Origin of the sequence: Pseudomonas sp. NFACC10-1 (assembly GCF_900119195.1) — a bacterium.
GTDB classification, from domain to species: domain Bacteria; phylum Pseudomonadota; class Gammaproteobacteria; order Pseudomonadales; family Pseudomonadaceae; genus Aquipseudomonas; species Aquipseudomonas cerasi.
The window spans coordinates 135,960-159,637 of sequence record NZ_FPJB01000001.1; the positions used below are offsets into that span (position 1 = coordinate 135,960).

The 23,678-nt window shown below is 59.5% G+C and carries 16 protein-coding genes and 1 pseudogene; 7 read left to right on the top strand and 10 right to left on the bottom strand.

Annotated elements, in window-relative coordinates; all coding sequences use genetic code 11:
* Positions 1–55: 55 nt before the first annotated feature.
* From BT119_RS00505 to BT119_RS00530, 6 genes are all read right to left on the bottom strand, one after another.
* Positions 56–1,672: an inorganic phosphate transporter gene (locus tag BT119_RS00505; RefSeq protein ID WP_004414010.1), complete on the bottom strand. Its 1,617-nt coding sequence runs from the start codon at positions 1,670–1,672 to the stop codon at positions 56–58.
* A gap of 116 nt (positions 1,673–1,788) precedes the next feature.
* Positions 1,789–2,808 (bottom strand): transporter, encoded by a 1,020-nt coding sequence (locus tag BT119_RS00510; protein ID WP_072364435.1) that lies wholly within the window; start codon positions 2,806–2,808, stop codon positions 1,789–1,791.
* A 171-nt stretch (positions 2,809–2,979) separates the two neighbouring features.
* On the bottom strand, positions 2,980–3,801 hold the full coding sequence (locus BT119_RS00515) for an aldo/keto reductase (RefSeq protein ID WP_003315245.1): 822 nt from the start codon (positions 3,799–3,801) through the stop codon (positions 2,980–2,982).
* A 106-nt stretch (positions 3,802–3,907) separates the two neighbouring features.
* A complete protein-coding gene (locus BT119_RS00520; RefSeq protein ID WP_054081193.1) occupies positions 3,908–5,539 on the bottom strand; it encodes a methyl-accepting chemotaxis protein in 1,632 nt (543 codons plus the stop codon).
* Between the two features lie 354 nt (positions 5,540–5,893).
* Positions 5,894–6,502 (bottom strand): TetR/AcrR family transcriptional regulator, encoded by a 609-nt coding sequence (locus BT119_RS00525; protein WP_003368596.1) that lies wholly within the window; start codon positions 6,500–6,502, stop codon positions 5,894–5,896.
* Positions 6,503–6,607: 105 nt separating this feature from the next.
* The gene (locus BT119_RS00530) at positions 6,608–9,478 is read right to left on the bottom strand and encodes a PAS domain-containing hybrid sensor histidine kinase/response regulator (RefSeq protein ID WP_072364437.1); all 2,871 of its coding nucleotides are present in this window, start codon (positions 9,476–9,478) and stop codon (positions 6,608–6,610) included.
* 580 nt (positions 9,479–10,058) lie between these two features.
* On the opposite strand from BT119_RS00530, the gene BT119_RS00535 reads away from it, so the two are divergent.
* The gene (locus BT119_RS00535; RefSeq protein ID WP_058415900.1) at positions 10,059–10,712 is read left to right on the top strand and encodes a TetR/AcrR family transcriptional regulator; all 654 of its coding nucleotides are present in this window, start codon (positions 10,059–10,061) and stop codon (positions 10,710–10,712) included.
* A gap of 87 nt (positions 10,713–10,799) precedes the next feature.
* Here the strand turns inward: BT119_RS00535 and BT119_RS00540 are convergent, their stop codons facing one another.
* Positions 10,800–13,490, bottom strand: a complete 2,691-nt coding sequence (locus BT119_RS00540; RefSeq protein WP_044308619.1) for a beta-glucosidase — start codon at positions 13,488–13,490, stop codon at positions 10,800–10,802.
* A 59-nt stretch (positions 13,491–13,549) separates the two neighbouring features.
* Positions 13,550–13,798 carry a hypothetical protein gene (locus BT119_RS00545; protein WP_002552767.1) on the bottom strand — a complete coding sequence of 83 codons (249 nt, stop codon included), beginning with the start codon at positions 13,796–13,798 and terminating at the stop codon, positions 13,550–13,552.
* A gap of 429 nt (positions 13,799–14,227) precedes the next feature.
* On the opposite strand from BT119_RS00545, the pseudogene BT119_RS00550 reads away from it, so the two are divergent.
* Positions 14,228–14,398: pseudogene (locus BT119_RS00550) on the top strand (ArsR family transcriptional regulator); the annotation flags it as partial.
* A 50-nt stretch (positions 14,399–14,448) separates the two neighbouring features.
* Here the strand turns inward: BT119_RS00550 and BT119_RS00555 are convergent.
* Entirely contained in the window at positions 14,449–16,602 is a 2,154-nt protein-coding gene (locus BT119_RS00555; RefSeq protein WP_003368604.1) for a TonB-dependent siderophore receptor, read from the bottom strand.
* Between the two features lie 234 nt (positions 16,603–16,836).
* Here BT119_RS00555 and BT119_RS00560 point away from each other — a divergent pair, with 234 nt between their 5' ends.
* From BT119_RS00560 to BT119_RS00580, 5 genes are all read left to right on the top strand, one after another.
* Entirely contained in the window at positions 16,837–18,396 is a 1,560-nt protein-coding gene (locus tag BT119_RS00560) for a cryptochrome/photolyase family protein (RefSeq protein WP_004413998.1), read from the top strand.
* Positions 18,393–18,536: a DUF2256 domain-containing protein gene (locus tag BT119_RS00565; RefSeq protein WP_003368606.1), complete on the top strand. Its 144-nt coding sequence runs from the start codon at positions 18,393–18,395 to the stop codon at positions 18,534–18,536. The genes BT119_RS00560 and BT119_RS00565 overlap by 4 nt, the downstream gene beginning before the upstream one ends.
* Before the next feature lie 146 nt (positions 18,537–18,682).
* Positions 18,683–19,111, top strand: a complete 429-nt coding sequence (locus BT119_RS00570) for a DUF2231 domain-containing protein (protein ID WP_003368607.1) — start codon at positions 18,683–18,685, stop codon at positions 19,109–19,111.
* Positions 19,108–20,400, top strand: a complete 1,293-nt coding sequence (locus BT119_RS00575) for a PQQ-dependent sugar dehydrogenase (RefSeq protein WP_004413994.1) — start codon at positions 19,108–19,110, stop codon at positions 20,398–20,400. Before BT119_RS00570 ends, BT119_RS00575 begins: the two co-directional genes overlap by 4 nt.
* A 260-nt stretch (positions 20,401–20,660) precedes the next feature.
* Positions 20,661–21,860, top strand: a complete 1,200-nt coding sequence (locus tag BT119_RS00580) for an MFS transporter (protein WP_044308618.1) — start codon at positions 20,661–20,663, stop codon at positions 21,858–21,860.
* Positions 21,861–21,922: 62 nt separating this feature from the next.
* Here BT119_RS00580 and BT119_RS00585 read toward each other — a convergent pair whose 3' ends face one another.
* Positions 21,923–23,563 carry a methyl-accepting chemotaxis protein gene (locus tag BT119_RS00585; protein WP_072364443.1) on the bottom strand — a complete coding sequence of 547 codons (1,641 nt, stop codon included), beginning with the start codon at positions 23,561–23,563 and terminating at the stop codon, positions 21,923–21,925.
* Between the last annotated feature and the right edge of the window lie 115 nt (positions 23,564–23,678).

Consider the following 23,678-nt stretch of genomic DNA (forward strand, 5'->3'; position numbering starts at 1 on the left):
GCCGACGCTCCGCGTCGGCACGATAGTCAAAGGGGAGGGGCAAACGCGACAGGCATCAGAACAGCTTGCTGAACACCCAATACAAAGAACCTGACAAGAGGATTGCCGCCGGCAGGGTCAGAACCCAGGCCGTGGCCAGATTGCGCAGGGTACGCATTTGCAGCCCCGAGCCATTGGCGACCATCGAACCGGCCACGCCGGACGACAGCACATGGGTCGTCGACACCGGCAGCCCGTACATGTCCGCCGCCCCGATCGTGAACATCGCCACAACCTCTGCCGACGCGCCCTGAGCGTAAGTCATATGCGTCTTGCCGATGCGCTCGCCCACAGTCACCACAATACGCTTCCAGCCAACCATCGTGCCCAGCCCCAGGGCGATGGCCACGACAATCTTGACCCAGGTCGGAATGAACCGCGTGGCACTGTCGATCTGACCCTTGAACGCTTCAAGCTTGGTCCTGGTATCCGCGTCGAAATCGCCGACCTTGTTTTTCTCCATCAGGCGGATGGTTTCCGAGGTCAGGTACATGTCGTTACGCACGTTGGTCACCGCTTCGGCAGGCACCTTCGAGAGCGAGCCGTAGCTGGCGACCTGATTGCCGATCTTGCCGGTCATGACCGCCAGCGCAGGGATCAGGTCGGGGCCGGCCTGTTTGCTGACCAGATAATCGGACAGGGTCTTGCGCGAATCGGTCGGGGCGGGCAGGGGAACGCTGCGCATCAATGCCTGCTGGGTGACCTCTGCAATCGCACCGAACTGAGTGGCCTGATCGGCGGGCATGGTGCGGTTCAGCGCATAAGCCATCGGCAGGGTGCCAACCAGAATCAACATGATCAGGCCCATGCCTTTCTGCCCGTCGTTGGAGCCATGCGCGAACGAAACGCCCGTGCAGGTCACAATCAGCATGGCGCGAATCCACAACGGTGGCGGCGCATTGCCTTCCGGAGCCTTGTACAGCGCGCGGTTCTTGATGAACATGCGCATGGCCAGCAACAGCAACGCGGCACAGCCGAAACCCACCAGTGGCGAGAGCAGCAGTGAGTAACCGATCTTGGTGGCCTGCGACCAGTCCACACCGCTGGTGCCGTCGCGGCCGTGCATCAGGGCGTTGGCGATGCCGACCCCGATGATCGAACCGATCAGCGTGTGTGACGAGGACGCCGGCAGACCCAGCCACCAGGTGCCGAGGTTCCAGATGATCGCCGCGATCAACAGCGCGAAGATCATCGCGAAGCCTGCTGATGAGCCGGTCTGCAGAATCAGTTCCACCGGCAGCAGGGCAATGATGCCGAATGCCACCGCGCCGCTGGAAAGCATCACGCCGAGAAAATTGAAAAAGCCCGACCAGACCACGGCAAAGCCCGGCGGGAGGGAGTGGGTGTAGATCACGGTGGCGACGGCGTTGGCCGTGTCATGAAAGCCGTTGACGAATTCGAATCCCAGCGCGATCAACAACGCTACACCCAACAGCACGAACGGGGTCCAGGTGGTGACCACCGTGCCCATGTCGTCAACGTCCTGTTTGAGGCTGTAGCCGGTGAACATCAAGCCTGCGATAAGTATCGTGAAGAAAAGTATCATGGTCATTCGGCTGGGCTTGCGACCGAATTGACTCGCTGACAGGCTCGCCTTGCCGAGAGCGTCTGGAGACAGTGCGTTTGTAGCCATGTTCGCAATCCTGGATTGAAAGAATATTGACATGGTCATTGCAAAATGTGACAGAGATGCGACATGCCACCAATCAGTGCGCTTTTGCGCCAGATTTCTGACAACCGGCAGGCCGCTCAGTAGTCTCCGCGTTTGCGGAACGCCCAGCGCCCGGCAATCAGCGTGAAGGTCGCCACCAGCGCCACCAGAATCCAGAAGCCCTCAGGGTCGGACGCCAGCGGTACGCCCCCCACGTTCATGCCGAAAAAGCCGGCGACAATGTTGATCGGCAAGGCCAGAACAGTCACCACGGTCAGGGTAAACAGGGTTCTGCTGCTTTGTTCGTTGAGGTTGGCGGCAATTTCTTCCTGCAACAGTTTGATGCGCTCGCCCAGCGCCGTGAGGTCGTTGATCACCAGCGAGGACTCTTCGATGGACTGACGCAATGCCTGGACATCCTGTTCGCGCAACCATTGCGGAGGTTTGTGCAACAGGCGCATCAACGAACCGGGCTCCAGCGCCAGCAGGCGTTGCAGACGTACCAGCACCCGGCGCATGGCGCCGAGTTCGGAGCGATTGTTGCTCAGTCGCTGCGAAAGCAACTGGTCTTCGATGCGGTCGACGTTGACGCTGGTCTTGCGCAGAAACTGCGTCAGCACTTCGCCCTGATCGCTCAGCAAATGGGCGAGGAGTTCCAGCGGTGAGTCGAATTGCTCGCCGCGTTTGACTGCCGAGCGCAGCTTGTCCACCGAACGCAGCGGCTGCAGCCGGGCGGTGATCAGCAGACGCTGGCGGGCACATACCCACAAGGTGGAAATATCCGTTGAGAGTCTGTTGAAGTCGAACACCACGTCGTTGACGACCGCCAGCAACGTGGTATCCACGTGCTCGATCCGGGTCGAGCGCGAGCCCTCGTGCAATGCCTCGAAAAACTCTTCCGGAAGATCCAGCTGGGTTTTCATCCAGCGCTCGCAGGCCGCATGCGAGAGGTTCAGGTGCAGCCAGATGAAGTCGTTCTCTTCGGGAGGGTTTTGCAGGTAATCCAGCGCGGCAGCCGAACCGATTTCCTGGCCACTTTCACCGTGGCGAAACCGGAAGCCGTAGAGCAGACCGAAAAGGTCGGAGTCCTGATGATGGTGCGCGATACTGTGGTTCATGGCTGTCCACGTGCGGCCTGGCCCGGGCAGGGAGGCGAAGGCCGCATGATGACAAGGCGTTATTTCATATTTGTGACAGCTTGTTGCCGGGTGTGTCATCTGTCATACCGGCAAGCGGCTGGGTGGGCAGCCGTTCAGTCAATCGACAGCTCGCTGTCGCATTGACAGCGGTCAGACCATCGCCAGCGGCACCTTGCGAGTGGGCGCAGGCCATGCCAGATCGATATCGGCCAGATCACGCTCGGTCAGACGAATCTGCTCGGCCGCGATGTTCAGACGAATGTGTTCCGGGTTGGTCGCCTTGGGAATGGCGATCATGTTGTCCTGACGCAGCACCCAGGCCAAGGAAATCTGTGCCGGTGTTGCATCGTGGCGTTTGGCGATTTCGTGCAGGGCAGGGTGGTAGAGCAGATCGCCAGCCTGACCGATCGGGCAGTACGCCATCAACGGCAGATGACGGTCCGCGCTCCACAGCATCAGGTCGAACTCGATGCCGCGTTGCTCCGGGTTGTAGAGCACCTGATTGGTGGCACAACGCGGGTTGTTGAGCTCGATCATGTCCGGCACATCAAAGTTGGAAACACCCCAGGCACCGATTTTGCCCGCTTCACGCAGACGCTCGAATGCCTCGACCGTCTCGGTCAGCGGGTACTGGCCAGGCCAGTGCAGCAAGTACAGGTCGATGTAGTCGGTGTTCATTCGTCGCAGGCTGGCCTCGCACGCGGTCGGGATACCGGCGCGGCTGGCGTTGTGCGGGTAGACCTTGCTGACCACGAATACCTTGTCCCGCTGTCCGGCAATGGCTTGACCGACGATTTCCTCGGCTGCGCCATCGGCGTACATCTCGGCGGTGTCGATCAGGGTCAGGCCCTGTTCGATACCGAGGCACAGGCCCGCGATCTCTGCCGAGCGCTGATGCCCTTTTTCACCCATGTGCCAGGTGCCCTGACCCAGCACTGGTACGGTTCTGCCTGCCAGCTCCAGTGTGCGCATGTGACCCCCTGCAATTAAATAAGCAGCTAATGAGCGGTTGAATAAGCAGGTCTCAGGCAACAAGAGGCGCACGAGGTTCCGTACGCCCGCCAATCACCATGCAGATTTAAACCCGGAACTGCTTCAGCAAGGTGTTCAATTCTTCGCTCAACCCGCGCAGGTGCAGACTGGCCGAAGTCGACTGTTCGGCGGCCAGTGCCGTGCTCTGGGACAATTGTGCGGCCTGGGTAACGTTCTGGTTGATGTCATCCACCACGTGCGTCTGCTGCAGGGTGGCACTGGCGATGGAGGCGTTCAGGCTGTTGAGGTTGCGCAGCGCCTGACTGATTGAGGTCAGGCTCTGACCGGCCTGATTGGCCTGCTCGATGGTCAATTGCGAGGAACGGCTGCTGTCGCCGATCACCTTGACCGCTGCATCGGAATGCTTTTGCAGGCGTTCGATCATTGACTGGATTTCTGCGGTCGACTTCTGCGTGCGCTGGGCCAGCAGGCGCACTTCATCGGCCACCACGGCAAAGCCGCGGCCCTGCTCGCCGGCGCGCGCCGCTTCGATGGCTGCGTTCAGCGCCAGCAGGTTGGTCTGCTCGGCAATCGAACTGATCACTTCCAGCACGCTGCCGATCTGTGTGCTCTCGCTGGCCAGACTCTGCATCACTTGCACGGCCTGACCAATGGTGCTGGAGAGGTGTTCGATCTGGCGCAGGCTGTTATCGATATTGATTTGGCCCTGCTGTGCCTGCGACTCGGCATCGCGCATTTCGCTGGCGGCATGTTCAGCGTTCTTGGCCACGTCCTGCACGCCGTAGGTCACCTCGTTGACCGCCGTGGCAACCAGATCCATTTGCTGCGATTGTTTTTCGCTGCGGCCTTGCGCCTGTTCGGCGTCGCTGCCCAGATCGGTCGAGGCCTGGCCCAGCGCCACGGCAGAGTGCTGCAACTGACCGACGACATTGCGCAGCTTGGCGACAAAGGCATTGAAGTGCGTACCCAGTTCAGTGATTTCATCCTTGCCGTGGGTTTCCAGCGTGCGGGTCAGATCGCTTTCGCCACTGGCAATATCGGCCATCGCATCAACCGCCGCTCTGAGAGGGCGCACGATGCTGCGTACGATCATCACCAGCAGCAAGACCATGATCAGCACGATGCCGGCGATGAACATCCCGGCGTTCCACAGCTGTGTCTTGAACTCTGCCGCCACGTCGTCGACGTACACGCCGGAACCCAGAATCCAGCCCCATGGCTGAAACAGCTGCACGTAGGAGGTCTTTTTCACCGGCTCGCTGGCGCCGGGCTTGGGCCAACGGTAATTCACCATCCCGGCACCCTGGGCTTTGACCAGCGTGACCATTTCGTTGAACACCGCAAAGCCGTCCGGGTCCTTGATGGTCGACAGATCCTGGCCTTCAAGTTTGGGGTTGGTGGGGTGCATGATCATCACCGGGCGCAGGTCGTTGATCCAGAAGTAGTCGCTCTGGCTGTAACGCAGGCTCTTTATCTCTTTCAAGGCCTGCTGTTGCGCAGCCTCGCGTGTCATGCCGCCTGCAGCTTCAAGCCCCTGATAAAACGAGAGGATGCCGCTGGCAGTCTGCACCACATGCATGGTTTTCTCGGCCTTGGCCTGATACAGGTCGTTATGCAGCTGCCTGAGCAGCGTCGCCGACAGGACGAAGAGCATCAGCACTGAAACGACAAGAATCAGCCACAGACGGCGACTGATGGACAAACTGCGCATACTCATGATTGGCATCCCATGCATTATTTTTTTTCTTCTGATGACTCCGATCCGCGCAACGCGCGATTCAGAGCCTTTCAAGCATCTCGGCGCATCCTGACCAAACATGAGCGGCCGGTCACACTTTTTAACGGCGTACACCGCTATGGCGAAAGGCTTACAGCAACAGACGCGATTGGCTCTATCGACGGACCCTCAATGAATGTAGGATCCAATTCAACAGCTGCAGCGAAGGAACGCCGCAGTGATCAGGGAGGATCGACCATTGCCAGGAGGCTACTGACAGGATGTCGGAATGGTCATGTTGCAAAACCACCCGCTTCGGCGGGTTTTTTGCGTCTGCAGGAAAGCAGGGCGGGTTCAGCGGTCCGGCTCGCACCCCTTGAGCACCAGCCTGAGGATGGTCCGGGTTGCCGCCTCGTAATCGGCGTCCTGCAGTTTTGCCTTGCCGGTGACCGTTGCGATCTGCCAGTCGAAATCGGCATAGGTCTGGGTCGCGGCCCAGATGGTGAACATCAGGTGATGAGGATCGAGCGGGGCGATCTGTCCGCTGTCGATCCAGGCCTGGATGCATTCGATGTTGTGCCGTGCCTGGCCATTGAGCTGTTCAATCTGCTGCGCTGTCAGATGCGGGGCGCCATGCATGATCTCGCTGGCGAACACTTTCGAGGCGAAGGGCAGGTCGCGGGAAATCTGGATTTTCGAACGGATATAGCGGCTGAGGACTTCGGCAGGTATGCCTTCGGGATTGAAGGGTGTCGAGGCACGCAGAATGGGCTCGATGATGCTTTCCAGCACCTCGCGATAGAGGTTTTCCTTGGATTTGAAGTAGTAGTAGACGTTGGGCTTGGGGACACCGGCCTTGGCTGCGATGTCGCTGGTCTTGCTGGCGGCGAAGCCCTTGTCGGCAAATTCCTCGCTGGCAGCGCGCAGGATGAGTTCTTTGTTGCGCTCGCGGATACTGCTCATGACCCGGTTATTCCCTTGCCTGCGTGGCGGTCGCGCATGTTAGCACCGGGTTTGCGCAGCGCTCAATGTTGACGGCCCGGGGCAGGGTTGCACCGGGCCGTCTACTCAGGCGCTCATCAGTTCCTGGACTCTGGCGGCCAACGCGTCAATCGCAAATGGCTTGGTCAGTACGCGCATTCCTGGCCCGAGCTGTTCGTCACCGATGGCGGCGTTTTCCGCGTAGCCGGTGATGAACAGTGTCTTCAGATGCGGGCGGACCTCGCGTCCGGCATCGGCCATTTGTCGTCCGTTCATGCCGCCCGGCAAGCCCACGTCAGTGATAAGCAGGTCGATATGCACATCCGAGCGAAGCAGCTTGAGGCCGGCCAGGCTGTCGGCGGCTTCGATCAGCGTATAGCCCAAGTCACCGAGGGCATCGGTGAGCAGCATGCGCACCGTGGGTTCGTCGTCCACGATCAGGATGGTTTCCCCGGACTGGGTAAACTCGAATGGCGCCTTGTGCACATCGCCTTCGTCCCTGGCCGCAGTACCTTCGTAGCGGGGCAGGTACAGGGATATCGCGGTTCCCTTGCCAACCTCAGACTGAATGCGCACGCGTCCGCCGGACTGATTGGCAAACCCGTAAATCATCGACAGGCCCAGCCCGGTGCCCTGACCAATGGGCTTGGTGGTGAAGAAGGGATCGAATGCCTTGGCGATGACATCAGGCGTCATGCCGGTGCCGGTATCGGTCACGCACAGCGAAAGATAGTGGCCCTCAGGCATATCGTGTGCGCGTGCCACATCGCCGTCTATCCAGCGGTTGCTCGCCTCGATGGAGATGCGTCCGCCGTCGGGCATCGCATCGCGGGCGTTGATGCACAGATTCAACAGCGCGTTTTCCAGCTGGCTGGCATCGACCAGTGTCGGCCATAAACCCATGGCACCTATGGTCTCGACCACGATGCTGGGGCCGACCGTGCGCTGGATCAGGTCGGTCATGCCTTTCATCAGCCTGTTCACGTCGGTCGGCTGCGGGTCCAGGGTCTGGCGTCGAGAGAAGGCCAGCAGCCGGTGCGTCAGGGCCGCTGCACGTTTGGCCGCGCCCTGGGCCGTCACGATGTACTTGTCAACCTCGCCCCAACGGCCTTGCTCGATCCGCGAGCCCATCAGTTCCAGGGCGCCGGAAATGCCTGCCAGCAGGTTGTTGAAGTCGTGGGCGAGGCCACCGGTCAGTTGCCCGACCGCTTCCATTTTCTGTGACTGGCGCAGCTTCTCTTCGGCCTGCATGAGCTCGGTGGTGCGCGCTGCCACGCGTTGCTCAAGCGTGTCGTTGAGTGCCCGCAGCGCGGCAGTGGCACGGTCGCGTTCGGCTGCCACGGCGCGTCGTTCGTCAACGTTGATGAGCACACCGGGGAAGCTCAGTGGCGTGCCATCCTCCGCTCGGTCGACCCGGCCGTTGGCTTCGATCCAGTAGTAGACCCCGTCAGTACGACGAACGCGGTACTGGTGGGCGTAAACACGTCCGTTGGTGATGACCGCATTGATCGCATGGATCAGGCATTGCTTGTCTTCCGGGTGAACAGTGGCAATGACTTGCTCCAGACTCAGGCCTTCACGGCCCAGCCCGGGGTCCAGACCGAAGGCCTTGGCGAAGGCTTCGTCGACGGTAAAGCGATCGGTCGGCAAGTCCCAGTGCCAGGTGCCGATGATTGCACCGGCGGCCAGGGCGAGCTGAACACGGTCGATGTTTTCGCGTGCGACGGCCTCACTGGTGCGCAAGCGCTCCTCGGCATCGCGTCGCGCCGTCACATCGCTGAAGATCACCGCAATCTGCCGGTCAGCCGGCTCACCGACACGCACCGCCTTGACTTCGAACCAGCGCTCGAAAGCCTTGGCATAGTTCTCGAAACTGGCAGGCTCGCCGGTTTTTGCGACGTGCCCATAGGCTTCGAACCAGAACCGCTCCAGGTCCGGCGCGAACTCGGTCACCCACTTGCCGCGCAGATCGACGCCGGCCTGACGTTCAAAAGCGGGGTTGGCTTCGATGAAGCGGTAGTCCACGGGGCTGTCATCGGCATCGAACTTGACCTGAATGATGGCGAATGCAGCTTCGATGGTCTCCAGCATGGCCCTGGAGCGCTCTTCGCTCTGGCGCAGCGCCGTCTCGGCCTTGCGCATCTGTGACATGTCGAGCATTGCACCGATCATGCGCACCGCCTGGCCGTCGGTATTGCGTATTACATGGCCGCGGTCCAGTACGTCGGCATAGGACCCGTCCAGCCGACGAAAGCGGTATTCATCCGTCCAGGCAGTGCCATTGCCGTCGATCACGGCGTGAATGGAGTTGTACACGCGGCTACGGTCGTCGGGATGGATCTGGCTGATCCACCAGTCACCAGAGTTGTCCAGGGTTGCCAGCGGGTGGCCGTAAGCCTCCTCAAGCGCGTCGTTCCAGAGCACCAGATTGGCTGCAAAGTCCCAGTCCCAGATCGCGTCGTTGGTCGCCTTGGCGGCCAGCCGATAACGTTCCTGGGCTTCCTCGGTCGCGCGGCCCGCCAAGTACTCGCGGGTGCGATCGCGCAGGATCTTCACGAAACCGAGGTGCGTATTCCTTTCGTCGTAGAGCGGCATCATCTCGCCCGATGCCCAGAACAGCTCACCGTCCTTGCGCAGGTGCCAGCGCTCGTCCGACGCCCGGCCTACGCTCAGCGCCAGCTGCATTTCATGCTCTATCCGGTCGTTGGCCAGGTCTTCGGGCGTAAAGAAACGCTCGGCGCTCTGACCGACCATCTCATCCTGGGTCCAGCCCAGAACCTGTTCTGCGCCCGGGTTCCAGTCGGTAATGATGCCGTTGCCATCGGTCAGGATCATGGCGAAATCCATCGCGCTTTCAAAGACTGCGCGCTGGCGTGCCTCCTGGCCAACGGCTACGTGTCGAGGGGTATTCGTTGCGGCGTCGATGCCGGCTTCTTCAAGCATTCTGCGCAGGTCCACGATCTGCGCTTCAAGCTCTTCTCTTGTCAGGTCTTTCAGAGCGCCTCCCGCTCACACGTTATGTTCGGCATGGGCGGGCACTTGCCGGTGGCCTGCTTTGCACGTTGAATCCGGTCGTTATTGATATCTGCATTTGCCTGTGTGCGTCCCGGGCGCGAGTATCAGCGAATAGACCACTTTCTCTCGGCAGGCTGCACCTGATGTGCCTCTTTCTATGGCGACCGCCATACAGTCATTGTCGCGCTTGAATTCACGTCCTGTCGTGACCGCAGCGCAGTGGCCGTGTCAGTGGACATCTGCCGACGAATCGGGTTTCGACGGATCAGGAATTTAAAGCAGCCATCGTGTCCTGAGCCGACTCAGGCGAGATGGTCAAGGCGCGGCGATTTGTCCGGGTATTCATCGGCCTGTGGAGGGCTTTCTTTATAGGGCGTCAGGTCAGGGGAACAACTTTGTTTGCAGGCTGCGCACATTGCTCATGACCTGATGCGAATTGTGCTTGCGGGTCAGCCTTTTTTCAGGGGTTCTGCGGAGCGCATGCTAGGATTTACCCTTTCGTTATGCGAAACGTGCCCTTCGTATGTCCATCGATGCAAACAGTTCCGGTACACCCTCTGCAGCCAAGCAGCCCGCAGCCAAGCGTCGCCTGCCCAAGGGCGAGGTCCGCAAGGCCGAAATCATCAAGGCGGCCATGACCCTCTTCGCTCGGGATGGGTATGCCGGCGCCTCGTTGACCAACATTGCCAAGGTGGCAGGTCTCTCTCAGGTCGGCCTGCTGCACCACTTCCCGACCAAACTGGTGCTGCTGCAAGCCGTTCTTGAACATCGCGACCAGTACATTGCCGCGAGGCTGCAGGATGCCGATCAGGTCGCTTCTCTGGATGGGTTCCTGTCGTTTCTGAAGCAGGTCCTGAGTTTCAGTATCGAAGACGCCGCGGTCAGCCAGGCGCTGATGATCATCAACACTGAAAGTCTCTCGGTGACGCATCCTGCACACCGCTGGTTCAGCGAGCGTTTCGCGATCGTGCACGGCCATCTTCAGGCGCACCTGAAGTTGCTGGTCGAGGCAGGCGAAATTCGAGCGGATGTTGACGCAAGGCAGATCAGCCTGGAGATAGCCGCCATGATGGATGGCATGCAGATTCAATGGCTTCGATCGCCAGGGGATGTGCAGATAGAGGCGGGGTTTGCCAGGTTTCTCGAACGACTGGCGCGGGATCTGGCTGCACGCTGAGCTGCGAGCATTTGCCAGGCAGGCATCGGTGGTCCTGTCGACCACCGATGCCTTTGGCATGTGAATGTTGCCTGGGATGAATGTGGCTTAGTAAGCCTGTTCTGCCTTGACCTGTACGGCCTTGCGCAGGGGGATCGGCAGCGGGTTGGAGTCGCGAGTGGTCAATTGCTCCGGGTACAGCGCTACAACCGTGCGGTCGAGCGTCAGGTTTTCCGAGTCCTTGCCCACCAGCACCTTGAACTTGCCAGGGTCAACGTTCCAGCTCACCGAGTTGGCTGAGTAGTAAGCGAACGAGCGCGAGTCCAGGGCAATGGTCACGGTCTTGCTTTCGCCAGGCTTCAGGTAAACCTTGGAAAAGCCCTTCAGCTCTTTTTCTGGACGATCAACCAACGGCTTGGAAGGCTGCACGTACAGCTGAGCCACTTCAAAACCAGCCTTGTCACCCGTGTTGGTAACCTTGAACGACGCTTGAATGGTCGCGCCCGGTGCCAGCACGTTGCTCGACAGCTTCAGATCGCTGTACGCGTAAGTGGTATACGAAAGCCCGAAGCCGAATGGGTAGAGCGGTTTGGTGTGCTTCTTGTCGTAACCGCGATAGCCCAGGTACAGGCCTTCGCTGTAGCTCATCTCGACAGGCGGGTTAGGGCTGCTGAAATAGTACGGCACCGGGTTCGAGTACGACGCATAGCTCGGATTGTCCTGCGCCTTCTTGTCCAGCGTGATCGGCAGCTTGCCTGATGGATTGACCTTGCCGAACAGGATTTCAGCCAGTGCCTGGCCGCCCTGTTGCCCTGGATACCAGGCATGCAGAGACGCCGCTACCTTGTCAGCCCACGGTTGCATGTCCATGCCACCGCCACCGTGCAGCACCACGATGGTTTTCGGGTTGGCTTTCTGAATGAAACCGATCAGCTCGGACTGAAATTGCGGCAGTTCGAACGGACGATCAAGCGACTCACCCTCGTATTCGAAGTTATTGCCGGCGGCTACCACGACAGCGTCGTAATCCCCCAGGTTCTTCGGTGGACGCAACGCTGCCCAGCTCATCTGCACGCCGTTCATGCCGCCCAGTACCGGGGTGAAGTTGCCCTTGAGCCGGCGGTATTCGAGGCGCACGTTGTATTCGCTGCCAGCCTTGAGGTTCACGGTTTTAACCGTCCGCGGAACCACTGGAATCAGGTCGAACGAGACTTGAGAGCCCTCGTCCTCGAGCACCAGTTCATCATTGATCCAGAGTTTATAGGCACCGTCCGCGCGGACCTTGAACACCTGGGGACCGGTGATCGTCGGTTTGATCTTGCCAGTGAAACGGGCCGAGAACGAGCCGGCTGAAGGGCTGTAGCCATTGACCGCGCTGCTGCCGTAATCAGTGACGTTGGTATTGGTAATCCAGTCCAGGTTGACGCCCGGTTCGATGCGGGTTGCCACCGGGTCGCCGGACAGCGAGGTGTTGGCGTAATACTCGGCTTTTACGCCGGTATTGCTGATCGCCTGTTGGTCACTGCCTGGCTGATACCAGACCGACGATTTGGGGTTGAGGCTCATCTGTGGCAGGTAGTCCACATTGGACGGGTCAGACGCCAGTTGCTTGAGTCCGCTCACTTCGGTGACATAGCTGGCCGGCGCCGAATAGGCAGTACCGAACGGCGCGGTCGGCGGCTGCATGGCCATGTCGCCAATCACGGCAATCCTTGCGTTTCTCGGCAATGGCAGGAGAGGTTTCTGACCGTCCACGGGCTCGTTGCGCAGCAGGACGATCGATTCTCGGGCCACGTTCAAGGCCGCCAGTTGCCCGTATTCACGATGCTCCAGTGGCTGCGCCTTGTTGATCCCCTTGTCAAAGCCGTAGCTGACCAGCGCTCTCAGGTTCCTGCGCACCTTGTCGTCGATCACGCTCTGGTGCAACTGACCATTCCAGACATAAGGCAGCAGTTTGGCTTCAGTAAACTGAAGGCCGCTGGGCATGTCGATATCGGTACCTGCCCAGGCACCCTTGAAGGCGTCCTGAACCGAGTTGAAATCGCTCATGACGTTACCTTGAAAGCCCCACTGGCCTTTCAGGATATCGGTGATGAGGTGATGGTTTTCACACGCGTATTCGCCGTTGATCTTGTTGTAGCCACACATGACCGAGGCAATATTGGCGTTCTTGACCAGCGACTCGAAGCCCGGCAGGTACAGCTCCTGCATCGCTCGTTCGTCAATCTTCACATCCAGATAATGACGGTTCGCTTCCTGCTCGTTCATCAGGTAATGCTTGGCGGCCGCCTGGATGCCTTGAACCTGGATACCGTTGGTGACTGCCGGTGCCAGTACTGCGCCGAGAAACGGATCTTCCCCGCTCATGTACTCAGCCGCCCGGCCGTTGAACGGCGTGCGGTACAGGTTGATGGCTGGTGACAGCATCTGCTGCCCACCCGCGATGCGGGTTTCGTAGCCGATGGCCAGACCGAATTCCTTGGCGCGATTGATGCTCCAGGTGGCCGCAAGTGCTGACGGGGAAGGGTACTGCGCGCCGAACGTCTTGCCGCCGACCAGTACACCCATGGCCGAGTCATAGGCGACCGTGCCCTGCAGGTTGAACTTGTCCAGCTTGGGAATCATGCGGCCGTCGTCAACGCGCGAAAAATTGATTTTTTCCGATTGCGTCATGTTGTCCAGCATCGCGCCTACGCGCGCTTCCACTTCATTGCCGGTCATCGGCGTGACAGCGAATACGCTGCCTGCCTGGGCGATACCGAGCGCCAACAGGCTCAGGCCCAGGCCTTGTTTGATCATGGACACGGAGTTATTCCTTACGTCATTCATAGGTTGATCGGTTGCAGTCAGTGGGTCACTCAGTGGTCTTCATTGCCGGCAGGGGCGTCAGCAGTGTCGATCGGCGCATCCACCACCGTTTGCGCGCCATTGGGCGTTTTCTGTACGGCAGCGTCGGCACCGGTGATCTGCTCACGCTGAGCATCGACTTCTGCGCGGCGCTCGCTCGACGTGGATGGCAGCGGGTTCTGCCTGTCAGCGGCAGACACCGGCAGGGCGGCAAGGGACATCAGTAAAGTGGCAACAACAGGCAGCAGGGGGCTGGCCATCGGGAGAATCTCCAAACAGAAATATGAAACAGGCAGACAGGCAAGTCGGCAGCTCAGGGCCGCTGACAGTTCATTCAAGGCGTGCGTGACAAACAGAAAATTGCTGAAAGGTAAAATACACGAATTAAATTTTATATAGTCGATAAGTGCTAAATTCTAGTAACGTATATTTGGTATTTGCTTTATTTTAATTTCAGATTAATAGATTTTAAGACAATATAATCTGGTATTTTTTGATTTTTTAGGGATTAATCATCTTTTTAAAAAGCAGAGTGATCGCTCTGTTTTTTGATTTTCTCTGGCTTTTAATGCGGTGGCGTGCTGATAAGTGCAAGTAGTGCTGACGCCTGAATATTGGCAGTGAGTGCCAGTATCATCACGTCGCTGTCAGGTCCGTTGAATAAAGTCCGAACGCTGTCGAAGAGTGTCTATATCTGCCTGGACTGGAGTGAACGCACCCCGCACATTGGTGGCGCTCTGGGGGCGGCGCTGCTGGAACTGATGCTCAAGCGTGGCTGGGTAAGCCGCCATCTGGATTCCAGAGCGTTGAAGCTGACGCCCAAAGGGGCGGGCGGGATGGCGAAGGCGTTTGGGGTGTAAGGCGTAACCACGCCGCTACCGAGCATGCCCGGTAGCAGCGTGGCTCAGGTTCAGAAGCTGTACTTGGCCGTCAACGCATAGCTGCGCGGGTTGCCGTACACGTCGGTGGAGCCCCATACCGAGCTTGCGCCAATTGCCGTGTAGTAGGTGCGGTCGAAGATGTTGTTGGCGTTCAGTTGCAGGTCGAGGTTCTTGCTCACCTGATACCCCGCCATCAGGTCGGCGACGGCGTAGCTGCCCTGTTCCAGGCGATAGCTGCCATCAGTGAGTGCGATGTCGTTATACATGCGGCTCTGCCAGTAGACGTTGCCGCCGACACGCATTTTCTCCAGTGCGCCCTGCAGGCGATACACCGTCGACACCTTGAACAGATGCTCGGGCGTGTCGGTGTCGAAACGCTGGTTCTTTTTCGTCGGATCGGCGTCCTTGAGGTAGTGGGTGCGGGCGTAGGTGTAGCCTGCGCCGACTTGCCAGTTCTCGGTCAGCGCGCCTTGCACTTCCATCTCGACGCCCTGACTGCGTACCAGACCGGCAGCGTCGTAACAGGTCAGGACCGCGCAGCCCGCCTGGGTCGGTGACTGGGTCTTGAGGTTTTTCTGGTCGATCTGGAACACCGCCAGGGAGGTATTGAGGGCGCCGTTGAAGTATTCACCCTTGATACCGACTTCATAGTTTTCGCCGACCACCGGCTTGAGCACCTTGCCGGACAGGTCCTGTGCGCTCTGCGGCTGAAAGACATCGGTGTAGCTGGTGTACAGCGAGTGGTGTTCATCCAGCTTATAGATCAGCCCTGCGTAGCGCGTCAGATTACGGGTGACTTTGTAGTCTTCATCGCCGGCGCGGTCATCGTAGTCGTACCAGTCCAGACGGCCGCCGAGGATCAGGGTCAGCGGATCGGCCAGGCTCAGGCGTGTGGTGAGATAGACTGCGTCCTGAGTGGCGATGCTGTGCGTCTTGCCATCGCGGACGAAGTCCGGCTTTGGCGCGCCGATGGGCAGACCGGTGTCGTAAGGGCTGTACTCCTTGCTGGTCTGGTCGTATACGCGCCGGCTGGTGCCGACCACCACTTCATGAGTGCGGCCGAAGGCTTCGACCGGTCCACTGGCGTAGACATCGAAGGCGGTCTGCTTCTCTTCCGGCCTCGACTGGTAGGCCGTGGTTTCCAGCGGGCCGTTGTAGCGAGACAGATAGGTGCCCGAAAACAGGCCCTCCAGCGACGAGCTCGAGCCTGCTACGCGCAGTTTCCAGTCATTGTCGAAACGGTGCTCCAGCTCACCGAACACGGTGTCTATCTGGATTTTCTTGTTTTCCCAATCCGAGCCGGAATAGGTGGAGCGCGGCAGGTTCAGGTGGTGACCATCGACGCCGAGGGGCAGGCCGCCCCAGAAGTAGTTGGTCTGATCTTCCTGACGAGACAGGCCCAGGGTGGCGGTCGTCGCGTCGCTCAGATCGGCTTCGACCACCCCGTAGAACACGCCGTGATCGCTCTTTTCCTTGTCGCGGAAGCTATTGGCATCCTGGTAGGAACCGACTATCCGGCCGCGAACCGTGCGGCTGTCGTTCAGTGGGCCGGACGCGTCAAACACGCCACGGTAATCGTCCCAGCTCCCGACCGTGCCGGTGAGGGTGACCTGTGGCACGGCGGTAGGGCGCTTGCGCACCATATTGATCGCTGCCGAAGGATTGCCAGACCCTGTCGCTAGGCCAGTCGCACCCCTGATCACCTCGACATGATCGAACATGGCCAGATTGGGTTGAACGCCTGCCGTGTAGCCCGAGTACGAGGCGGGCAGGCCGTCGTACATGATGTTGTCGATGTCGAAGCCGCGCGACGTGTAGGTTTGCCGACCGGGGCCGCTGGACTGATCAAGGAACAGACCGGGCGTGTACCTGACCACATCATTGATGCTGGTCATGGCCTGATCGTCCATGCGCTGACGGGTGACGACCGTCACGGCCTGCGGCGTTTCACGAATGGTCAGCGGCAACTTGGTCGCGGTCTGCATCGGGCCGGTGGTGTAGGACTGACTGCCTTCGGTGGTGGAGCCAAGTTGATCACTGCTGATCTGCGTGGCGCCCAGTTCCATAGTCGTGGCGGGCTGTTCCTCAGCGGCAAAGGCTGCCTGCGTGGTGGCAGCCCAGATGCCCATGGCCAGCAGACCCGGTGTGAAACGATTACTGCGTTGTGATTGTTGCCCCGACATGAACCCGACACTCCCTCGATGCCCTCCATGGCAGGATGATAATAGTGTTGATAATGGTTCGCATTAGTGTGACAGGTTGTTTCCCACAGAAAAAGACACTGCGAACAAATAGTTAACAAAATTTTCACATTCCACATTGAGGTCGGGCGTGTGTCGTCTTAAGGGGCTGATGGGTATTCCATCGAGAAGCGCTATGAAAATCTTGTACATGAAATTACATTGGTACAAGTTTTTATGACTGCGGAGCCTCTTCCATTGACCCAAGCCCCTCGTCTCCACCTGATCCTCGGCGATCAGCTTTCCTTCGATCTCGCATCCTTGGCGGGGCTGATCCCCGAGCGCGACACGGTCCTGATGGTCGAGGTCATGGAAGAGGCGAGTCATGTGCCGCATCATCCGCAGAAGATTGTGCTGATCTTCAGCGCCATGCGTCATTTTGCCGAGGCGCTGCGTGAGCGTGGTGTTCGGGTGCAGTACGTCATGCTCGATGATCCGCAGAACACAGGCTCGGTGCCGGGGGAGTTACAGCGCTGGCAGGCCCTGTTGCGAGCAGAAGAGCTGCACATCACCGAGTGCGGCGACTGGCGTCTGGAGCAGTCGATCAAGGACTGCGGGTTGCCCATCCAGTGGCACGCCGATACGCGCTTTCTCTGTTCCCGTGACGAGTTCTCGTCGTGGGCGCACGGCAAGAAGCAGTTGCGCATGGAGTTCTTCTATAGGGAGATGCGCCGCAAAAGCAGGCTGCTGTTGAACGGCGACGGTACGCCGGTCGGTGGTGCCTGGAACTTTGATGCCGAGAACCGCAAGGCGCTGCCCAAGGGCGTGGCAGCGCCATATCCGCTGCGCTTTTCCGCCGACACCATCACCTGCCAGGTACTGGAGCTGGTAGGTGAGCGCTTTGCCAGCCATTACGGCTCGCTGGATGATTTCGACTATCCGGTTACGCACGTCGATGCTCAAGCGCTATGGGAGTACTTTCTGGATTACGGCCTGGCCGGTTTCGGCGATTATCAGGACGCCATGGCCACTGGTGAGCCTTTTCTGTTTCATGCCCGGATCAGCGCGGCGCTGAACATCGGGCTGCTGGATTTACGCCAGGTGTGCAGTGACGTTGAATCCGCGTACTGGTCGGGCAGGGTGGGGCTGAATGCCGCCGAAGGTTTCATTCGCCAACTGATCGGCTGGCGTGAGTATGTGCGTGGCGTCTATTGGTTGAAAATGCCCGATTACGCGGGCGGTAATCTGTTCGGTAACAGCCGGCCGCTGCCCGAGTTTTACTGGACCGGCGAAACGAAGATGAACTGCATGAGTCAGGCCATTGGCCAGAGCCTGAAGCATGCCTACGCCCACCATATTCAGCGTCTGATGGTGACCGGCAACTTTGCCCTGCTTGCCGGCATCGTGCCGGAGCAGATCTGCGAGTGGTACCTGGCGATCTACATGGACGCCTTCGACTGGGTCGAGCTGCCCAATACGCTGGGCATGGTCATGCATGCGGATGGCGGCTATCTGGGCTCCAAACCTTATTGCGCCAGCGGTCAGTACATAAAACGCATGTCTGACTATTGCCGCGGCTGTGCGTACAAGGTCACTGAAAGCACCACTGAGGATGCCTGCCCGTTCAATGCGCTTTACTGGCATTTTCTGATGCGTCATGGCGACCTGTTACGTCGCAATCAGCGCATGGCGATTATCTATAAAAACCTTGATCGCATGGCTGAGCCCAAGCAACAGGCGCTCTGGGAGCGCGGCGAGCACTTGCTGGCCAGACTGGATGCCGGAGAGGCGCTTTGAAAAAGAGTGAGTTGCCGGTCAAAACCTGTGCGGTCTGCGGGCTGCCGTTTACCTGGCGCAAGAAGTGGGCGCGTTGCTGGGATGAGGTGCTTTATTGCTCTGAGCGCTGCCGGCGAAACAAGCGCACTGCAAGCCAATAGCGTTTTCAAAATATTTCGAAATGAAAAGCGCTGAACTATCGCTTGGTCAGCACGATCATTCCTTATGCGCATTCAGCGCGACCCCGACCTGCCAGCGCATCCGCGCTGAGTTTTGATCCAGGGTCGCCGAACGAAAAGGAGCCGTCATGACCGTAACCACCCATCCCGTCTACCGCTACACGCCAGGCCCGCTACATGCGACCTTGCTTGCCGGAACCGTGCCTTTGTTTCTCGGCGGCTTGCTGAGTGATATTGCCTATTACCAGACCTTTCAGGTTCAGTGGAGCAACTTTGCCGCCTGGCTGATCGCCGGAGGCCTATTGTTCTGCGGGCTGGCGTTGCTGTTTGCGCTGGTCAATCTGGTTCGCGCCGATCACAAGGCCGGTCGTCCCGTGGTGTACTTCCTGTTGTTGCTGGTTACTTGGGTGCTGGGTCTGGTCAATGCCTTCGAGCATGCGAAAGACGCCTGGGCGGTTATGCCTTCTGGCTTGATCCTGTCGGTCATTGTTACTGTTCTGGCCTGCGTTGCGACGTGGACCGGGCTCACCAGCCTGCGTTCCGGAGGTGCAGAATGAGAAATATCCACGCATTGACTGCATTGAGCATGGCGCTGCTGCTGAGCGCCTGCGGTGGTGAAGCCGACAGCACTCAGGCGCGCGGACCGGACCCGAAGTTGCCGGACCCGCAACGTGGCCTGTTGCCGAGCATGAAGATTGCCGAGCCGACGGCTTGGGGCGATCAGAAGCCTGCCGTGCCTGAGGGTTTCAGTATCACGGCGATTGCCAGTGATCTGAATATTCCACGTCAGTCCATCGTTTTGCCCAATGGCGACATTATCGTTGCCGAAGGGCGCGGCGGCAGCGCCGCCAAGCTCAAACCCAAAGACGTGATTGCCAGCGTCATCAAGGCCCAGGGCAACACCAAGGTCAAGAGCGGTAATCGTCTGACACTGTTGCGGGACGCGGACGGCGACGGCAAGTATGAGCTGAAAACGGTCTTTGCCGAGAACCTGAATGCGCCCTATGGCCTGGCCTTCGCGAACGGCAAGTTGTACGTGGCCAACCAGGATGCGCTGGTCAGCTTCGATTATCAGGAAGGTCAGACCAAGGCCAGCGGTGAGCCGACCAAGGTCACCGATTTGCCTGCGGCGATCAACCACCACTGGACCAAGTCGCTGACGGCAAGCGCTGATGGCCGCTACCTGTATGTCGGTATCGGCTCGAACAGCAACGTGACCGAGCGCGGCATGGAGGTCGAGATCGATCGGGCGATGGTCTGGCAGATCGACGCCGCCACTGGTGCGCACAAGCCTTATGCGACCGGTCTGCGCAACCCGACGGCACTGGCGATTCAACCGGGCACCGGGCAGCTGTGGACGGTGGTCAACGAGCGTGACGAGCTGGGGCCTGATCTGGTTCCGGATTACCTGACCTCGGTGAAGGAGGGCGCGTTCTACGGCTGGCCTTACAGCTATTGGGGCCAGAATGTCGACACGCGTGCCCAGCCGCAGAATCCGGCCAAAGTCGCTGCGGCGATCAAGCCTGATTACAGCCTTGGTTCGCACGTCGCCGCACTGGGCGTGTCGTTCTCGATCCCGGCCATGGGCGACAAGTTTGCCGACGGCGTGTTCGTTGGCGAGCACGGCAGCTGGAACCGTGATAACCCGGTGGGTTACAAGGTGATCTTTGTGCCGTTCAGCAATGGACGTCCTGCCGGCGAGCCTGTGGATTTCGCAACCGGTTTCCGCGGAGCTGACGGCAAGACTCGTGGCCGGCCAGTGGGCGTGACAGTTGATCCGAAAGGCGCACTCATCATCGCCGACGACCTGGCAAACACTGTCTGGAGAGTGACCCGCAACAAGTAGGTCACATGGCCTGGGGTCGTTGTTGAGTGATCGTTCCCAAGCTTTGCTTGGGAACGCCGTTCGTGAAGCTCTGCGTCAACCATGCAACCTCGACGCAGAGCATCGGCCTGATGGCCAGTCCTGGCTGGGCTTACCTCGCGTCATCCACACAAAATTCTTTCGCAAGGTGGCTTCGATACGGGCTTACACGTTAGGGTTGGCCGCATCCACGCGCTGGCCTGAGTGGCTGGTCGCTGACATTCCCGAATTCTGGAACCGCTGTGAGTCGCTTTGAAACCGCTGGAAATGTAGATACAAAACCCGCTTCATGGTGGGCCGTTGGTAGCGTATCGCTTGGGTCGTTCGCCACCGTCACCACTGAATTTCTGCCGGTCGGGCTGCTGCCCGATATCGCTCACGACCTGGGAACCAGCATCAGCCAGACAGGCTTGATGATGGCCGTTCCCGGCGTCCTCGCGGCCATTTCGGCACCGTCCTGTATTGCCCTGTTCAGTCATGTCGACCGCAAGCGCCTGTTGCTCGGACTGTTGTCGATATTGCTGGCATCCAACCTGATCGTCGCGCTGTCCACGCACTTCTGGCTGACCCTTGCGGGCAGGGTCCTGCTCGGCTTCGCGCTGGGCGGATTCTGGACGATTGCCGGTTCGCTCGGGCCTCGTTTGAGGCCCGGCAAGGAGGGCGTCAAGGCTACCGCCTATGTGCTGGCCGGCGTCTCGATCGGCACCGTCGCCGGGATTCCGGCCGGTACGTTGATCGGTGAAGCCTTCGGCTGGCGGGCGGCATTTGAAGCAGCGGCAGTGGTCACGGTGGCAGTGGGGTTGTTGATCGCATTCTTCCTGCCTGCGTTGCCGGGCGAGCGTTCTGCCGGCATCAGCCAGATGCTGTCATTGGCTGGCGAGCAGCGCATTCGTCGAATGTTCGCTGCCGCACTGTTGATCTATGTGGGGCACTTCGCGGCGTACACTTACCTCGCGCCCTTCGTGCAGGAATTCGCGCATATTCAGGGCCAGGCCCTGGGGGCATTGCTTTTCGCGTTCGGCCTGGCGGCGGTTGCAGGCAATCTGGCCGGTGGAGCCCTGGCGGCCAGAAGTGCGCCGTCCTCGGTGCTGATCATGACTCTGCTGATGCTGGGTTCGCTGACTGCGCTGCTGATGTTCGTCGGCAACCCGTGGCTGCTCTGGCCGGTGATTCTGGTCTGGGGGTTCGCTTTCGGGATGATCCCCATCACCACGCAGATCTGGTGTTTCGAAGCCTCCAATGATCGCGTGGAAGGTGTTCAGGCGCTGCTGGTCTGTGTGGTGAATCTGTCGATTGGCGGCGGGGCGTTCATTGGCGGCGTGGTGTCCGGTCGGGCCGGCTTCACCGCTGCCATCGTGATCGGCGCGGTGTGTGCCGCGCTGTCCATGCTCACCGTGATGCTGGCGATGCGCAGCTCAAGACCGGTCAGTTGCACAGACTGATCTGCCGATAGCGGAATACCGCGGCGATGCCGAAAGCATCGTCGCGATACCTCATTGCACCCTCAGCCTGCCTTGAAAAACGCGACCTTGCGGGTCAGGCGATCCGCAAGCTGTGCCAGCTCCTCGCTGGCGGTAGCCACCTGCTGCGATCCATTGGCGGATTTGAGTGTCGAGTCGTGGATGCTGGTGATGTTCATCGCAACGTCTTCTGCCACTGAACTCTGTTGAACCGAAGCGCTGGCGATCTGCGCGTTCATGTGATTGATCGCACTCACTTCCTGATTGATTCTCGACAGGGCGCTTTGGGCATTGCGTGTCTGCTCCACGGCGCGATTGACCAGTTCACAGCTGTCGCGCATGTTTTGTGCCGCGGTTTCAGTACCACCCTGCAGCGTGCTGATCATGTTTTGAATCTCCTGGGTCGACAGCTGGGTGCGATTGGCCAGCGAACGAACCTCATCGGCCACGACTGCAAAACCTCTGCCATGCTCGCCCGCGCGGGCGGCCTCAATGGCTGCGTTGAGCGCCAGCAGGTTGGTTTGCGAGGCAATCGAGTTGATCACCTCGATCACCGTTTCGATCTGCTCGCCGTGCCGTGACACCTGCTCCACGGTGCTGGTGGTTTCAGTCAGCGTGGCCGCCAGTTGTTCGATGGCGGCGGTCGTACCTTCGACGAGGCTGTTGCCGTTCGCCACCTCACTGTCAGCCAGGCGCGCAGCATCTGCGGCCTGTGCTGCGTAGCCCGAGACTTCACTGACCGTCGCGGCCATTTCACTGATCGCAGTGGCCACCTGTTCGGCTTCACGGGTCTGCACCATGATCTGGGTGTTGTTGGCGGAGGAGGCTGCCGACAGCACGGTAGAGGACTGGCTGACCTCCTGAGCGGCCATTCGCACTTCGGTAATGGTTTCCGAAAGACGGCTCAGCGCCGTTTTCAGCACACCCATGACGCTGTCGGGATACGCTGTGGTGATGGTTTGCTGCAGATCGCCCGCAGCCAGTCGGCGAATGGCCTCGGCAACGTCGACAGGCTCCGCGCCCAGCGTCTTTTTCACGAAGCGAATGATGAACGCCGACAGCGCAATGCTCAGCAGTACAGCGAACGCAGTGGCCAGCAGCATCAGGCCACGGAACTGGCTGGCGGTCGCCTGCACATTATCCAGCTGAACCCTGATCGAGGCTTCCTCATGGTCGATGAGCGCATTGATACGCTTCAGCCATTCGCTGTAGTCGCCGGAGGTCTGGCTCAGCAAAAGGGCCTGGGCACCGGCGATGTCTCCGGCACGGCGCAAGGCAATCACGCTCTTGGTAGAGCCGAGCGTTTGCTGTTCGATTTCCTTGATGCCACGCAGCAATTGGCGTTCCTCGGCACTTATATTCTGCTTGGCGAACAACTGCTCCATCGGTACAGCCGAGTCGACATAGTCCTTTTCAAGACGGGTCATCTCTGCCAGATGCAGCGCCAGGTCCTGATCGTTGTTGACCAGCACGGCATCGCGCAAAGCGATTGCACGATTGTGCACGCTGCCCCGGAAGTTGATCGCATAGCGCTGTACCTTGGCGGCATTTTCGCCTACGTCTTCCAGGGTGCTGTCGATGAACCCGACCCGCTGAATGCCAACGGCTGTGATCAAGATGAGCAGCGAGACGACAGCGGCAAATCCCAAGCCGATGCGCGTAGCCAGAGAAACCTGATTTTTCATGAAATGAACCCGAAAGAGGCAAGAGAAAAAGTCGAATTAAATAATGGCAAAGAGCCTTTATTCAGAATGTCCTGACGATACCGCCCAGTCGACTGACTGACTAATAGATATTTGC